Origin of the sequence: Methylobacterium sp. J-059 (assembly GCF_022829485.1) — a bacterium.
In the GTDB taxonomy this organism is placed as follows: Bacteria; Pseudomonadota; Alphaproteobacteria; order Rhizobiales; family Beijerinckiaceae; genus Methylobacterium.
The window spans coordinates 1-15085 of record NZ_JAKSYA010000101.1; the positions used below are offsets into that span (position 1 = coordinate 1).

The following is a 15085-nucleotide window of genomic DNA, read 5'->3' on the forward strand; positions in this document are numbered from 1 at the left end:
CGGACGCTGCGTCGCCATGATCAGGTGGATGCCCGCCGCGCGCGCCATCTGCGCCAAGCGCTGGATCGCCCCCTCGATGTCCTTGCCGGCCACCATCATCAGGTCGGCCATCTCGTCGACCACGATCACGATGTAGGGCAGCGGGGAGAGGTCCATCTCCTCGTTCTCGTAGACGGCCTCGCCGGTCTGCCGGTCGAAGCCGGTCTGGACGGTGCGGGTCAGCACCTCGCCGCGCAGGCGCGCCTCCTCGAGCCGGGCATTGAACCCGTCGATGTTGCGCACGCCGACCTTGGACATCTTCTTGTAGCGCTCCTCCATCTCGCGCACCGCCCACTTGAGTGCGATGACCGCCTTCTTCGGGTCGGTGACGACGGGGGAGAGCAGGTGCGGGATGCCGTCGTAGACCGACAGCTCCAGCATCTTCGGGTCGACCATGATCAGGCGGCACTCCTCCGGCTTCATCCGGTAGAGGAGCGAGAGGATCATGGTGTTGATCGCCACCGACTTGCCCGAGCCGGTGGTGCCGGCCACCAGCAGGTGCGGCATGCGGGCGAGATCGGCGATGATCGGCTCGCCGCCGATGTTCTTGCCCAAGCACAGCGCGAGCTTGTGCTTGGTCTCGACGAAGTCGGCCGAGGCCAGGAGCTCGCGCAGGTACACGGTCTCGCGCCGCGCGTTCGGCAGCTCGATGCCGATGGCGTTGCGGCCGGGCACGACCGCGACGCGGGCCGAGACCGCCGACATCGAGCGGGCGATGTCGTCGGCGAGCGAGATGACGCGGGAGGACTTGGTGCCGGGCGCCGGCTCGAGCTCGTAGAGGGTCACGACCGGGCCGGGGCGCACCGCGAGGATGTCGCCGCGCACGCCGAAATCGCCGAGCGTGGCTTCCAGCAGCGTCGCGTTCTGCTCCAGCGCGTCGGCCGAGACCAGGCTCGCCTGCGACGGGCCGCGCTGCTCGGCCAGGAGGTCGAGCGCGGGATGGCGGTAATCGTCCCGGCCGCTGGCCGGCGCCGGGCGGCGCGCGGGCGCCACCGGCGCCACCGGTGCGGAGACGCGGGAGGCCGCGGCCTCCGCCGGCACGGGGGTCGGCTCGTCCTCGCCCCTGAAATCTTCGCCCCTGAAATCCTCGCCCTCAAAATCCTCGTCGTCGTGGACGACGGGCAGCGGGCGCCGGCCCTGCGGCGCAGGCGCGGCGTGGGGCGCGGCCGGAGCCGTGGCCTGGTCGGCGCGCGGCTCGAACACCGGCTCGCGGCGCGGCTCGGCCGCGCGGCCGCCGTTGGGGAGCTGGCTCGCCCAGGGCAGGTCCTCGTCGGAGAAGGCGCGGCGGGCGGCCAGGGCCGGCGAGGCGCCGGCATAGCTGAGCGCGCCGAGGCCGGCGCGTTGCGCCCGCCACATCTCCCAGCGTTCGGCCAGGGCCGCGCGACCGCGCATCGCCGCCTGGAGCACGGTGCCGAACCCGACGATCCCGAGACCCGGCTCGTCGGATTCGTCGCGGTCGTCGTATCGACGATCCTGCGCCGCGTCCGGATGGGTGCGGCGCGGGCGGTCGGCCCGCGCCATCGCGGGGGCCACGTCGTCCTCCGCCTCGTCGAGGCCGGGGGCGACCCGGCACGCGGCCGTCAGGCTGAGGATCGCGACGCCGGCGTAGACGAAGCCGACGAGGGCCGCGCCGGCCTGCGAGATCGCGCCGACGATGGTGCGCGCGGCCGACATTAGCGCGTCGCCGGCGACCCCGCCGAGCCCGGTCGGCAGCGGCCAGCGGGCGGTCGGCGGCAGGGCGCTGGCCACCGCGCTCGCGGCGCAGAAGCCGATGATCCACAGGGCGATGCGCATGCCGCCGTTCGGCAGGTCGCGCTCGCGCATCAGCCGGACGCCCCACAGCGCCGGCGGCAGCACGAAGGCGAGCGCACCGAGCCCGAGGATCTGCATGGCGAGATCCGAGACCACCGCCCCGGGCTGGCCGAGCACGTTGTGCGCGACGTGGTCGGTGGCGTGGTTGAGGCTCGGGTCGTCGATCGACCACGTCGCGAGGGCGACCGTCAGCGCGATCGCGCCCGTGAACAGGACGAGCCCACCGAGTTCCGTCAGCCGCCGCGCCAGGAACGGGCGCAGCGTGTCGACGAAGGTATCGTAGGGCGACGCGGAGCGGCGAAGCGAGCGCATGCGGGACCGGACGCGAAAGGAGACTCTGCCCCGGAGGCTAGGCGCCTTACGTTAACGCGCATTTAAGGTTGAAAAATCCTTCACGTCCCGGGCTTTGCCCTTGCGAGGACGGCCCGGATCGGAAACGCTTCCCTTTCCCCCCGGCCGGGCTTCCGGGCCGCCTGGGAAGACCGACGATGCTTGCCCCCGCCGAGTTCGACGCCCTGGTCGACCTGATCTATGAAGCCGCCGTCGTGCCCGAGATCTGGCCGGAGGTGCTCGACCGGATCGCCGCCGCGACGGGGTCCGTCGGGGCCATCATCCTCGCCGAGGGGCGGCACGGCCCCCGATGGCGCGCCACCGGCGCCCTCCTGACGCACCTGCCGGAGGCGATCGCCACCGGCCTGATGGCGGTGAACCCGCGCCCGGGCCGCGCGCTGGCGCTCGGCCATTCGGGCTTCGTCCACGACCTCGACCTGTTCACCCATGCGGAGATGGACGCGGACCCGATGTACGGGTTCCTGCGGGCCCGCGGCCTCGGCTGGTGCACCGGCGTCGCCATCCCGACGGTGGGGGAGGATGCCGTGATCTTCTCCTGGGAACGGGCCTTCGCGGCGGGGCCGTTCACGCCGGAGACCGTGCGCGCCCTCGATCCCCTGCGCGCGCACCTCGCCCGCGCCGGGCTGATCGCCGCCCGCCTCGGACTGGCGCAGGCCCGCAGCGTCGTCTCGGCCCTCGACCTGCTCGGCCTGCCGGCCACGGTCCTGTCACCGGGGAACCGGGTGATCGCCGCCAACGGCCTGTTCGCCGGCCTCGTGCCCTCCGTCGCCCAGGATCGGTCCGATCGCGTCCACCTGACGGACCCGCGCGCGGACGGCCTCCTCGTCCGCGCGCTCGCGGCGCCGGTGCAGGCCGGCGACCCGAACACCGTCGCCTCCATCCCGATCGCGGCGCGGGCCGATCGCGGTGCGATGATCGCCCACCTCGTGCCGGTGCGCGGGGCCGCCCGCGACGTGTTCGCCGCCGCGGCGACGATCCTCGTCGTGGCGGATCTCCGGCAGGGCCGGGCCCTTCCGGCGGAGCTGATGCAGGGATTGTTCGACCTCACCCCCGCAGAAGCGCGCGTCGCCCGCGGGCTGACGAACGGGCACACGGTCGGCACGCTGGCCGACGTGCACGGCGTCTCGTCGGCGACCATCCGCACGCAGCTGAAGGCGATCTTCGCCAAGACCGGCACCGCCCGCCAGGCCGACCTCGTCGCGATGCTCACCGGCGCGGCGATCGGGCGCGACCCGACCTGACCTTCGGGATCCCGCGGAACGCGCGCGCGGTGGTGCAAAACGCGTTTCGATATGGCAGACCGTCATCATGAAGATCGACGGCCGACCCTACAGGACTATCTTCCCCGACGCGGACGGCGTCAGCGTCCAGGTGATCGACCAGACCCGCCTGCCCTTCGCCTTCGAGCTGCAGCGGCTGGCGAGCCTCGACGACGCCGCGCGCGCGATCCGCACCATGGTGGTGCGCGGCGCGCCGCTGATCGGCGTGACCGCCGCCTACGGCCTGGCCTTCGCGATGCGCGAGGATGCTTCGAATGCCGGCCTCGACCACGCGGTGGCGGCGCTGGCCGCGACCCGCCCGACGGCGATCAACCTGCGCTGGGCGCTCGACCGGGTCGCGGGGAACCTGCGCCAGGTCCAGGCGCCCGAGCGATTCGCCCGCGCCTTCGCCGAGGCCGGCCGCATCGCCGAGGAGGACGTGGCGAGCTGCCGCGCCATCGGCAACCACGGCGTCGGCCTGATCGCCGAGATCGCGCGGCGGACTGGCCGGACGGTCAACGTCCTGACCCATTGCAACGCCGGCTGGCTCGCCACCGTCGACTGGGGCACGGCGCTGGCGCCGATCTACGTCGCGCACGAGGCCGGCGTGCCGGTCCACGTGATCGTCGACGAGACCCGGCCCCGCAACCAGGGCGCGGCGCTGACCGCGTTCGAGCTCAACGGCCACGGGGTGCCGCACACCGTCGTCGCCGACAACGCCGGCGGCCACCTGATGCAGCACGGGCAGGTCGATCTCTGCATCGTCGGCTCGGACCGCACCACCGCGTCGGGCGACGTCTGCAACAAGATCGGCACCTACCTGAAGGCCCTCGCCGCCCACGACAACGGCATCCCGTTCTACGTGGCGCTCCCGTTCTCGACGATCGACTGGACCCTGCAGGACGGCGTCGCCGAGATCCCGATCGAGGAGCGCGACGCGCGCGAGGTCACCCATCTCACCGGGCGGCTCGAGGATGGCGGCTTCGCCACGATCCAGGTGGTCTCGCCGGGCAGCCCGGTCGCCAACCCGGCCTTCGACGTCACCCCCGGACGCCTCGTCACCGGCCTGATCACCGAGCGCGGCATCGCGCGGGCCGATGCCGAGGGCCTGCTCGGCCTCTATCCCGAGCGCCGCCGCGCCGCCTGAGCGGCGACCCGTCGATGAGCGCGCCCATGGCTTCGCCCCTCGCCTGCCAGCGGCACCTGTTCGAGATGCCGGCGGAGGTCGCCTACCTCGATGCCGCCGCCTGGACGCCGCTTCCGCGCAGCGTGCGCGAGGCGGGCGAGGCCGGCATGCGGGTGAAGAGCCTGCCCTGGGCCCATCCACGCTCCGAGGTGCCGCCCTGGACCGAGCGGGCGCGGTGCGCGGCGGCGGCCCTGATCGGCGCTCCGGCGGACGCCGTCGCCGTCGTCGGCTCGGTCGCCGACGCCATCGCGATCGCGGCGCGGGCGATCACACCGGTGCCGGGCGGGCGCATCCTGCGCGTCGCCGAGGAGTTTCCGTCGCTCTGCCTGGCCTTCGACCGCCTCGCCGCGGAGGCCGGCATGGTGGTCGAGGCGGTGCCGCGCCCGGACGCCGGCGACTGGACGGCGGCGCTCCTCGAAGCGATCGCCCGCCGCGGTGCGCCGCCGCTCGCGGTCGCGACCCTGACGCCGCTGCACTGGGCGGACGGGACAATCATCGACCTCGACCGTCTCGCCCCGGCCGTCCGCGCGGCCGGCGCCGCCCTGGTGGTGGACGCGACCCAGGCGGTCGGCGCGATGCCGATCGACGTGGCTCGGTTGAAGCCCGATTTCCTGGCCTTCCCGACCTACAAGTGGGTGCTCGGCCCCTACAGCCTCGCCTTCCTCTACGCCGCACCGCATCGGCGGGAGGGACGGCCCCTCTCCGAGCATGCCGGGAACCGCCCGCCGGTCACGGGCGCACGCCGCTACGACCGCGGCGAATGCCACGATCCGGTCGGCCTGCCGATGGCGGCCACGGGCCTGGAACTCGTAGCGGGCTGGGGCGTGGCGGCGATCGAAGGCCGGCTCCGGGACTTGACCGACCGCCTCGCCGAAGGCGTGCAGGCCCTCGGCCTCGCGGTGCCGCCGCGCGCGCTGCGCAGCCCGCACATCCTGGGCCTCACGGTGCCGGGTGCCGACGCCGAGGATCTCGTCGCGCAGCTGCGAAGCCGGAACGTATTCGTCAGCGCCCGGCTCGGCCGCCTGCGGATCAGCCCGCACGTCTTTGTCGACGAGGCCGACCTGTGCCGCGTCCTGGCGGCGCTGGAGGCGGTGCTGCCCGGTCGCGGCTAGAAATCGGCCTGCGGTCGGGCGGGAATGTCAGCGCCCGGGGCCCGTCGACCCGGCGGTGGCGAGGTTGCGGCGGGTCTCGGCCTGGCCGCTGACGTCGCCGAAATACTTGGTCGAATCGCCGAGCTGCACCGAAGGCTGGCAGTACGGCGTGCAGGAATACGAGTTCCGCTCCTCGGCGCCGCGCTGGATGGTGATCACCGAAGCCTGCGAGGCTTCCACCCGGATCGTCGTCTCGGCCAGCATCGCGCCGGCGGCGTCGAGGGCGATCAGGTTGGTCGCGCCGAAGCTCTTGCCGGTCAGCACCAGCACGCCGTTCTTCTGCAGCGTGACGTCGGCGATGATCGGGTTGCCAACGATCACCGTCTGCGTGCGCTCGGGCAGGCGCATGACCTTGGCGTTGTCGACCATCACGGTGACGACGGGCAGGGTTTCCGCCCGCAGCGCGGGGGCCGTCGCGAAGGCGAGCGCGGCGGCGAGGGCGACGCCCGGCAGGCGCTTGACCGAGCGGGCACGGGACGGGCGGTGGGGCTGGGTGAGGCGCATCGGCTGCTGGGACTCATCAATACGCTGGAGGCGCGTCGCGCGGGCGTGGTGCCTGCAGAGCGGTGCGACGCGCCGAGGCGCGCATCCCGTTCGCCTCCAGGCAACACCTTATTGGTGAAGGAACCGCTAAGCCGGTGCCGGGGCGGAGCGCCGAAGACTTGACGCTTTCTTCACCATGCGGGCGGTCGTGCCTCGATTTAGCGCTTTCGCGGACCGACTTAACCGAATGGCAAGGCGGGTTCGGCATCCTCCATCTGCCGCCGATCGAAACAACAGATCTTCGACGGTTACCTCGCAAGTGTTTCGACCAAGGATTGCAGCCATGAAGACCATGTTCAAGAACTTCGCATCGGACGAGTCCGGCGCCACCGCGATCGAATACGGCATGATCGCCGCCCTCGTCGCCGTGGTCATCATCGGCGCGCTGACCACCATGGGCTCCAAGCTCAAGAATACCTTCAACGGCGTCTCGAACCAGCTCGCTAACGGTTAGGCTTCGCGTCCATCGGAAACGGCGCAGTCGGCGGCAACGTCCCGGTCTCCCGGCCCTCCCACGGGAGGCGGCCAGGGGATCGGGGCTCGGGCCGACGGACCGTCACTGTGGACACGGGCCGTGAAGTCGGGGTGCGGTGCGTCCCTCGCGCGCGCGCATGCCCTGCCCCGCCGCGGGCCAAAGCCGATCCCGCCCCTGCGGGATCGGCTTCGCGTCGTCCGCGATCTCGGGCCCGTGCGTCCGGGCGCGACCTCGGTCGGAATTTGCGGTTTCTTCACGCCCGCGCCCGACACTCGCGACTTGGACACCCCATCGACGGTCGAATCGACCGCGATCGCAAGGATGATGGCAACGGTCATGGCAAGCGTGATGGCTAGCACCGGTCTGGCGAGCTTCGGCCTCCTGATCGTCTTCCCGTTCTTCATGGCCTACGCTGCGGCGAGCGACCTTCTCACCATGCTGATCCCGAACCGGATCTCGCTGGCCCTCATCGCCGGCTTCTGCGTGGTCGCCGCCACCGGCCTGTTCAGCCTTCCCGAGATCGGGATGCATCTCGCGGCCGGCGCGCTGGTGCTCGCCGTCACCTTCACCCTGTTCTCGCTGGGCAAGATCGGCGGCGGCGACGCCAAGCTCGCGGCTTCGACCGCGCTCTGGATCGGGTTCGACCAGCTTCTCGACTACCTGCTCGTCGCCTCGATCCTCGGTGGGGCGCTGACGCTGGCGATCCTCCTGGCGCGCAGCCATCCCCTGCCCTCCGTCGTCGCCCGCCTGCCCTTCGCGCTGCACCTACACGACGCGAAGACCGGCATTCCCTACGGGATCGCGCTCGCGGCCTCCGCGCTGGTGATCCTGCCCGAGACCCTGGTCTGGACCCGCGCCCTCGGCGGCTGAGCCCCGAACCGAGCTGCCAGCGGCACCGACTGACGATGAAGATCGGCGCCACGGGCGGACGACCGCGTTAGGCGGCCGGAACCGCGTCATTCACCGTGCCGTCCGGTCAGACCGTCCTCGGACATCGGACGAAACGCGATGGTCATGCCTTCTTAACCCTAATTTGAGGAATTCGGCCCTAACGTCGGTCAACGGGCGGCGACCCTGCCGTTCCATGCTTTGGCCCGACGATGAAACCAGCGCGTCTTGCCGTCCTCGCCATCGCCCTCGTCGCGGGCGGTGGAGCGGCTTTCCTGATGAGCGGCGGCGATCCGCCGCCCCCGCCCGTCGTCAGGGTCGAGGCGCCCGCGCCGCCGACGACCGAGGTGCTGGTCGCGGCCGCCGAGCTGCCCATGGGTCAGGTGCTCCAGGTCGCCGACCTGCGCTGGCAGAAATGGCCCGACGACGCGCTGACCCCCGGCTACATCACCCGCAAGGACGTGCCGAAGGCGCTGGAGGAGACGGCCGGCGCGACGATCCGCTCGGCCTTCCTGGCCGGCGAGCCGATCCGCCCGCAGAAGCTCGTGCGGCCCGACAGCGGCTTCATGGCCGCGATCCTGCCCTCCGGGATGCGCGCCGTCGCGATCGTCACCGACAGCCGCGGCACCAACTCGGCCGGCGGCTTCATCCTGCCCAACGACCGGGTGGACGTGATTCGCACCTTCCGCGACGAGGACAATTCCAAGGCGACCGGCAGCGATGTGCAGGTCTCCCAGACCATCCTCACCGACGTGCGCGTGCTCGCGGTCGGCCAGCTGATCCAGGAGAAGAACGGCACCAACGTCGTCACCGGCGAGACCGCGACCCTCGCCCTGACCCCCGGCCAGGCCGAGAAGATCACGCTGGCCCAGAAGGTCGGCTCCCTCTCCCTCGCCCTGCGCAGCCTGGCCGATTCCGGCCGCCCGCCGGAAGCCGAGGCCGCACCTCAGGAAGCGGCCCTGACGGTGATGCGCTTCGGCGTCAGCCGGCAGCAGACCCGGTGAGCCCCCCGATGCCCGAACCGCACGACGAGGTGCAGCCGATGACGGATTCCGGACCGACGCTCGCCGGCCATCCCGCGAGCCACCTCACGCATCCTCTGGCGAGCCCGCTCGCCGGCCTGCTCGCCCTCCTGACGGCCTTCGGCACCGCTCCTGCGGCGGCGCAGGAGCGCGCGGTGCTCGGGCCCGCCCCGGTCCTGTCCGTCGGGCAGGCGGAGGCGAGCACGACCCGCAAGATCGAGCTGACCGCGGGCCGCTCCGTGATCGTCGACCTGCCGCGCGACGCCAAGGAGGTGTTCGTGGCCAACCCGGCGGTGGCCAACGCGGTGGTGCGCTCGACCCGCAAGGTCTTCGTCATCGGCATGGCCGACGGCGCGACCTCGATCTTCATCCTCGACGCGGAAGGCCGCCAGATCGCGGCGCTCGACGTGACGGTGGCGCGCGACCTCAAGCTCGGGGCGCTGCGCCAGCTCCTGGGCCAGAGCATTCCCGGCGGCCGCTTCGACGTGCGCGTCACCGGCGATTCGATCCTGCTGTCCGGCTCGGTCGGCTCCTCGTCCGAGGCGCAGCAGGCGATCGACATCGCCAACGCCTTCGTCGGCGTGTCCGGCGGCGCCGCCGGCGGTGGCGGCGCCGGAGCCCGCGGCGCGGTGATCAACAACCTGACGATCCGCAACAAGGACCAGGTGATGCTGCGCGTCACCGTGGTCGAGGTCGCGCGCACCGTCCTCAAGCAGTTCGGGATCAACCTCAGCGGCAGCTGGTCGGGGCTCAACCTCGCCAACGTGACGCCGCTCTCGCTCTCGGGCGGCCAGTTCCCGGCCGGGAACCTGCTCTCGGGCACGATCAACGGCACCGGCGGCGCGAGCATCACGGCGACGCTGCGTGCGTTCGAGCAGGCCGGCGTCTCGCGCGTTCTCGCCGAGCCGACGCTCACCGCGATCTCGGGCGAGTCGGCGAACTTCACCGCCGGCGGCGAGCTGCCGGTCCCGTCGAGCCAGAGCTGCACGCCGAGCCTCGTCGCGGGGACCCAGCCGACCTGCGTCGTCGGCATCTCCTTCAAGCCCTACGGCGTCACCCTCAACTTCACGCCGGTGGTGATGGCCGAGAACCGCATCTCCGTGCGCGTCGGCACGTCGGTGAGCGAGATCGACCCGCAGAACTCCTACTCGTTCGTCAGCGGCAACACGACCTCGGCCGTTCCGGGCCTGACGGTGCGCAAGTCCGAGACGACGGTCGAGCTCGCCTCGGGCGCCACGATGATGACCGCGGGCCTGATCCAGCAGAAGAGCAAGGCGGCGATCAACGGCCTGCCCGGCCTCGTCAACCTGCCGATCCTCGGTGCCCTGTTCCGCTCGCGCGACTACCAGCGGCAGGAGACCGAGCTGATGATCATGGTCACCCCCTACATCGCCAAGGCGATGGAGCCCCGGCAGGTGACGCGCCCCGACGACGCCTTCGTCGACGCCACCGACGGCCAGGCGATCCTGCTCGGGCAGATCAACCGGGTCTACGGCACCGCCGGCACCGCTCCGCTCGGGCGCGGCTATCGCGGCCGCGTCGGCTTCATCACCGACTGATCCTCGCCCCGCGGTGCCCCGCCCCGCGCGACTTCCCTCCTCCGCCCCGGCGTCGCCCCGCCCCAGGACCGAACCGATGACGTTGCCCGGCCTGCCCTCCCCCGCCCGACGCACCCTGGCCCTCGCCATGCTCGCCGCCTCCGTCGGCGGCTCGCTCGGCGCCTGCCATTCCGACCGTGCCGTCACCGGCTCGATCGCGCCCGCCGACTATCGCGCCCGCCATCCGATCGTGCTCGCCGACGGCAGCCGCGTCCTCGACGTGTTCGTCACCGGGGTCGGGCACCTCGACCCGCGGCAGGCCGCCGACATCGACGCGTTCCTGCTGGAATATCGCCGCTACGGCCGCGGCAGCCTCGTGATCGACCTGCCGCGCGGGGTGGCCCCTTCCGTCGGCGCCGGCGTCGAGCGCACCGCCGCCGCCATCCGCCGGCTCGGCGCCGAGGGCGGCGTGCCGGCCCGCGAGATCGTGGTCTCCGGCTACCCGGTCGCCGATCCCGGCCTCGCCAGCCCGATCCGCCTCAGCTTCCACCGCATGGAGGCGCGCGTCGCCGACAAGTGCGGGCTGTGGCCCCAGGACCTCGGCGAGAGCAGCCCGATCGCGAACTTCCGCAATCAGCCGTCGTGGAACCTCGGCTGCTCCACCCAGGCGACGATCGCCGCCCAGGTCGCCGACCCGGTCGACCTGGTGCGCGGGCGTCCCGAGGGCCGCATCGACACGATCCGCCGGGTCAAGGACATCGGCCAGCTTCGCGAGGGCAAGGATCCGTCAACCGCCTGGCGCCAGGATGGCAAGACGAGCGTGAAGTCCTCGGTCAGCGAGTGAGCCGCCGCGCGGCGCCACGCCCCGGCTCCGCCGACCCAGAGACCCAAACGTTAAGACTTAAGACCTAGACCCCAGACTCAAGAACCCGAACCCGAAGGCCTCGTCATGGCGGACCACCCCGAGACATCTGAGCGGATGATCGCCCCGGTGCCCCGGATCACGATCCAGGCGTTCTGCGAGGTCGCGGAGACCGCTGCGATGATCGAGAGCGCCGGGACGGACCGGCGCATGCAGAAGGCCCACCTCAAGGTCCAGATGGGGGGCGGCGCGGCCGCGGTCGAAGCCTACCGCCACGCGCCGACCCCCAACGTCATCATCATCGAGACGCAGGGTCCGAAATCCCGGCCGATGGAATGCCTCGACGCCCTCGCCGAAGTCTGCGACGCCGGCACCCGGGTGCTCGTCATCGGGCACGTCAACGACGTGACGCTGTATCGCCAGTTCATCCAGCGCGGCGTCAGCGACTACCTGATGGCGCCGGTCGAGCCGCTGACGCTGATCGCCTCGCTCTCGGACCTGTTCGCCGCCCCCGGGGTCAAGCCGGTCGGGCGGACCATCGCGGTCTACGGCGTCAAGGGCGGCATCGGCGCCTCGACGGTCGCCCACAACCTCGCCTGGTCGATCGCCCGCGGCCAGGGCGCGCAGACGGTGATCGCCGACCTCGACATCGCCTTCGGCACCGCTTCGCTCAACTTCAACCAGGATCCGCCGCAGGGCGTCGCCGAGGCGGTGTTCGCGCCCGAGCGCCTCGATTCGGCGCTGGTCGAGCGCCTGCTCTCGAAATGCAGCGACCAGCTCAGCCTGCTCTCGGCGCCGGCGAGCCTCGACCGCACCATCGACCTGTCCGAGCCGGCCTTCGACGCGCTGATCGACCACCTGCGTGCGGCCGTGCCCTGCATCGTCCTCGACGTGCCGCACCAGTGGTGCGCCTGGTCGAAGCGGGTGCTGACCGGGGCCGACGAGATCCTGATCGTCGCCGGCCCCGATCTCGCCAGCCTGCGCAACGCCAAGAACCTGCTCGGCGCGCTGCAGCAGGGCCGGCCCAACGATGCGCGGCCCCGGGTGATCCTGAACGGCGTCGGGGTGCCCAAGCGTCCCGAGATCGGCGCGGCGGATTTCACCAAGGCGCTGGAATCGCCGCTCGTCGCCAGCATCCCGTTCGACCCGGCGCTGTTCGGCACCGCCGCCAACAACGGCCAGATGATCGCGGAGGTGCAGGCCGGCTCGAAGGCCGCCGAGATCTTCGCCGACCTCGCCGCGGCGATGCTGGGACGGCCGGAGGCGAAGCGCGCCCGCCCCAACCTGCTCGAGCCGCTCCTCGCGAAGCTCGCGCGCCGGAAGGCGTCCTGATGCCGATGCTCTCGCGGGCCGCCGTGCCCTCCCCGGCGGGCGATGCGGCCCACGCGCGCCTCGCAGCCAGATGCGCGCGGACGCCTGCGCGCCCGTCCTTTCCGACGCGATCCGAGGATTCGTCCCATGTTCGGTAGGAGGCAGGGTACCGCCGCGGCGCCGGCTGCAGCACCGCCGCCGGCCGCCCTGCGCGCGACCGCGCCGGTGCTGGTGCAGGAGAACGTGGCCGGCAAGCGCATGGATGCGTCGCCCGCCGTGGTGGCGCAGGACAACCCGCGCTCGGAGGATTACTACCGCACCAAGAGCATGATCTTCGGCGCGCTGATCGAGGCGATCGACCTCGCGCAGCTCTCGCGCCTCGAGCCCGATGCGGCGCGCGAGGAAATCCGCGACATCGTCTCGGAGATCATCGGCCTCAAGAACATCGTGCTGTCGATCGCCGAGCAGGAGGAGCTGCTCGACGACATCTGCAACGACGTGCTCGGCTACGGCCCGCTGGAGCCGCTGCTCGCCCGCGACGACATCGCCGACATCATGATCAACGGCGCCAACCGCGCCTTCATCGAGGTGAACGGCAAGATCCAGCTCACCAACGTGCGCTTCCGCGACAACCAGCAGCTGATGAACATCTGCCAGCGCATCGTCAGCCAGGTCGGGCGCCGGGTCGACGACGCCTCGCCGATCTGCGACGCGCGCCTTCCGGACGGCTCCCGCGTCAACGTCATCGCGCCGCCGCTGGCCATCGACGGCCCGGCCCTGACCATCCGAAAGTTCAAGAAGGACAAGCTCACCCTCGACCAGCTCGTACGCTTCGGCGCGATCTCGCCGGAGGGGGCGGAGATCCTGAAGATCATCGGCCGGTCGCGCTGCAACATCGTCATCTCCGGCGGCACCGGCTCGGGCAAGACCACCCTGCTGAACTGCCTCACCGCCTTCATCGAGCACGACGAGCGCGTCATCACCTGCGAGGACGCGGCGGAGCTGCAGCTTCAGCAGCCGCACGTGGTGCGCCTGGAGACGCGCCCGCCCAACATGGAGGGCCAAGGCCAGGTCACCATGCGCGACCTCGTCAAGAATTGCCTGCGCATGCGGCCGGAGCGGATCATCGTCGGCGAGGTGCGCGGGCCGGAGGCGTTCGACCTGCTGCAGGCGATGAACACCGGCCACGACGGCTCGATGGGAACGCTGCACGCCAACTCCCCGCGCGAGTGCCTGTCGCGCATCGAGTCGATGATCTCGATGGGCGGCTTCACCCTGCCCTCCAAGACGCTGCGCGAGATGATCTGCGGCTCGATCGACGTCGTGGTGCAGGCCACCCGCCTGCGCGACGGCTCGCGCCGCATCACCCACATCGCCGAGGTGCTCGGGATGGAGGGCCACGTCATCACCACCCAGGACGTCTTCCTGTTCGACATCGTCGGCGAGGATGCCAACGGCAAGCTGATCGGGCGCCATCGCTCCACCGGCGTCGGCCGGCCGAAATTCTGGGAGCGGGCGCGCTACTACGGGCTGGAGCGGCAACTCGGCGAGGCGCTCGACGCCGCCGCCGAGGCGTCGGGTGCGCTGTGAACGCCGCCGCGAACGTCCCGCTCGCCGTCGGGCTGGTCTTCGTGACCACGCTCGCCCTCGGCTACGTCTTCCTGATGCCGCTGCTGATGGGCGAGCGGCGGGCGACGCAGCGCCTCAGGACGATCAGCGCCTCGGCCGCCGGCAACGCGATCCGCGGCGTCACCGTGAACCGGCGCGAGCAGGTCGCGAAGACGCTCGGCGAGATCGAGGCCAAGGCCAAGGGCGCCGCCAAGGTGACCCTCGAGCTCAAGATCGCGCGGGCCGGCCTGGCGTGGTCGGAGCGGACCTACTGGATGATCTCCGCGGGCCTCGCGGTGGTGGTCGGCCTGCTCGTGCTCATGATCACCGCGAGCCCGATCGCCGGGCTGGGGGGGACCTTCGTCGGCGGCCTCGGCGTGCCGATGCTGCTGCTCCGCCACCTGCGCAAGCGCCGCATCGCGAACTTCACGAAGGAGCTGCCCAACGCCGTCGACGTGGTGGTGCGCGGCATCCGAACCGGCATCCCCGTCAGCGACTGCTTCCGCATGGTCTCCCGCGAGGCCGAGGAGCCGGTGCGCTCGGAGTTCCGGGTCGTCATCGAGACCCAGGCGTTGGGCCTGTCGCTCGGCGAGGCGGTCTCGCGGCTCTACGAGCGGGTCCCGGTGCAGGAGGTGAACTTCTTCGCGATCGTGATCAACATCCAGCAGCAATCGGGCGGCAACCTCTCCGAGGCGCTCTCCAACCTGTCGCGGGTGCTGCGCGAGCGTCGCAAGATGGCCGGCAAGGTCCAGGCGATGAGCATGGAGGCCAAGTCCTCCGCCGGCATCATCGCCGCGCTTCCGTTCTTCGTCGCGGGCATCACCTACTTCACCAGCCCGGATTACATCTCGATCCTCTGGACCACCAATTTCGGCAAGCTCGCGCTGCTGGGCTCGGCGATCTGGATGAGCATCGGCATCCTCACCATCAAGAAGATGATCGCGTTCGACATCTGAGCCCGCCTGCGGCCCGCGCCGTCCGGCAGCCCGGATCGCGCCGCGCCGGGCTCGATCACATCCGGTCGTCACCCGAAGCCCGAC

The 15085-nt window shown here is 71.5% G+C and carries 13 protein-coding genes; 11 read left to right on the plus strand and 2 right to left on the minus strand.

Features of this window, described 5'->3' with window-relative positions; all coding sequences use genetic code 11:
• A partial coding sequence (locus tag MKK55_RS11575; RefSeq protein ID WP_243934813.1) for a DNA translocase FtsK occupies positions 1-2163 on the minus strand: 2163 nt, incomplete at its 3' end.
• Positions 2164-2339: 176 nt separating this feature from the next.
• Between MKK55_RS11575 and MKK55_RS11580 the strand changes: the two genes are divergently transcribed.
• The 3 genes from MKK55_RS11580 to MKK55_RS11590 all read left to right on the plus strand — a co-directional run bounded on the left by MKK55_RS11580 (position 2340) and on the right by MKK55_RS11590 (position 5759).
• On the plus strand, positions 2340-3443 hold the full coding sequence (locus tag MKK55_RS11580) for a helix-turn-helix transcriptional regulator (RefSeq protein ID WP_243934814.1): 1104 nt from the start codon (positions 2340-2342) through the stop codon (positions 3441-3443).
• A gap of 67 nt (positions 3444-3510) precedes the next feature.
• Entirely contained in the window at positions 3511-4608 is a 1098-nt protein-coding gene (gene mtnA, locus MKK55_RS11585; RefSeq protein ID WP_147727590.1) for an S-methyl-5-thioribose-1-phosphate isomerase, read from the plus strand.
• Between the two features lie 26 nt (positions 4609-4634).
• Positions 4635-5759, plus strand: coding sequence for an aminotransferase class V-fold PLP-dependent enzyme (locus tag MKK55_RS11590; protein WP_243934815.1), 1125 nt, complete (start codon positions 4635-4637; stop codon positions 5757-5759).
• Positions 5760-5786: 27 nt separating this feature from the next.
• Here the strand turns inward: MKK55_RS11590 and MKK55_RS11595 are convergent, their stop codons facing one another.
• Positions 5787-6302, minus strand: a complete 516-nt coding sequence (locus tag MKK55_RS11595; RefSeq protein ID WP_243934816.1) for a pilus assembly protein N-terminal domain-containing protein — start codon at positions 6300-6302, stop codon at positions 5787-5789.
• 322 nt (positions 6303-6624) lie between these two features.
• On the opposite strand from MKK55_RS11595, the gene MKK55_RS11600 reads away from it, so the two are divergent.
• The 8 genes from MKK55_RS11600 to MKK55_RS11635 all read left to right on the plus strand — a co-directional run bounded on the left by MKK55_RS11600 (position 6625) and on the right by MKK55_RS11635 (position 15001).
• Positions 6625-6795, plus strand: coding sequence for a Flp family type IVb pilin (locus MKK55_RS11600; RefSeq protein ID WP_243934818.1), 171 nt, complete (start codon positions 6625-6627; stop codon positions 6793-6795).
• 369 nt (positions 6796-7164) lie between these two features.
• Entirely contained in the window at positions 7165-7686 is a 522-nt protein-coding gene (locus MKK55_RS11605) for a prepilin peptidase (RefSeq protein WP_405042796.1), read from the plus strand.
• Between the two features lie 230 nt (positions 7687-7916).
• On the plus strand, positions 7917-8708 hold the full coding sequence (cpaB, locus tag MKK55_RS11610) for a Flp pilus assembly protein CpaB (protein ID WP_147727594.1): 792 nt from the start codon (positions 7917-7919) through the stop codon (positions 8706-8708).
• A 38-nt stretch (positions 8709-8746) separates the two neighbouring features.
• Positions 8747-10285: a type II and III secretion system protein family protein gene (locus MKK55_RS11615; protein WP_409566054.1), complete on the plus strand. Its 1539-nt coding sequence runs from the start codon at positions 8747-8749 to the stop codon at positions 10283-10285.
• Positions 10286-10361: 76 nt separating this feature from the next.
• Positions 10362-11108, plus strand: a complete 747-nt coding sequence (locus tag MKK55_RS11620) for a CpaD family pilus assembly protein (protein ID WP_405042795.1) — start codon at positions 10362-10364, stop codon at positions 11106-11108.
• 105 nt (positions 11109-11213) lie between these two features.
• On the plus strand, positions 11214-12458 hold the full coding sequence (locus MKK55_RS11625) for a CpaE family protein (RefSeq protein WP_147726599.1): 1245 nt from the start codon (positions 11214-11216) through the stop codon (positions 12456-12458).
• Positions 12459-12584: 126 nt separating this feature from the next.
• Positions 12585-14027: a CpaF family protein gene (locus MKK55_RS11630; RefSeq protein ID WP_243934820.1), complete on the plus strand. Its 1443-nt coding sequence runs from the start codon at positions 12585-12587 to the stop codon at positions 14025-14027.
• Positions 14024-15001, plus strand: a complete 978-nt coding sequence (locus MKK55_RS11635; RefSeq protein WP_243934821.1) for a type II secretion system F family protein — start codon at positions 14024-14026, stop codon at positions 14999-15001. The genes MKK55_RS11630 and MKK55_RS11635 overlap by 4 nt, the downstream gene beginning before the upstream one ends.
• Positions 15002-15085 lie beyond the last annotated feature (84 nt).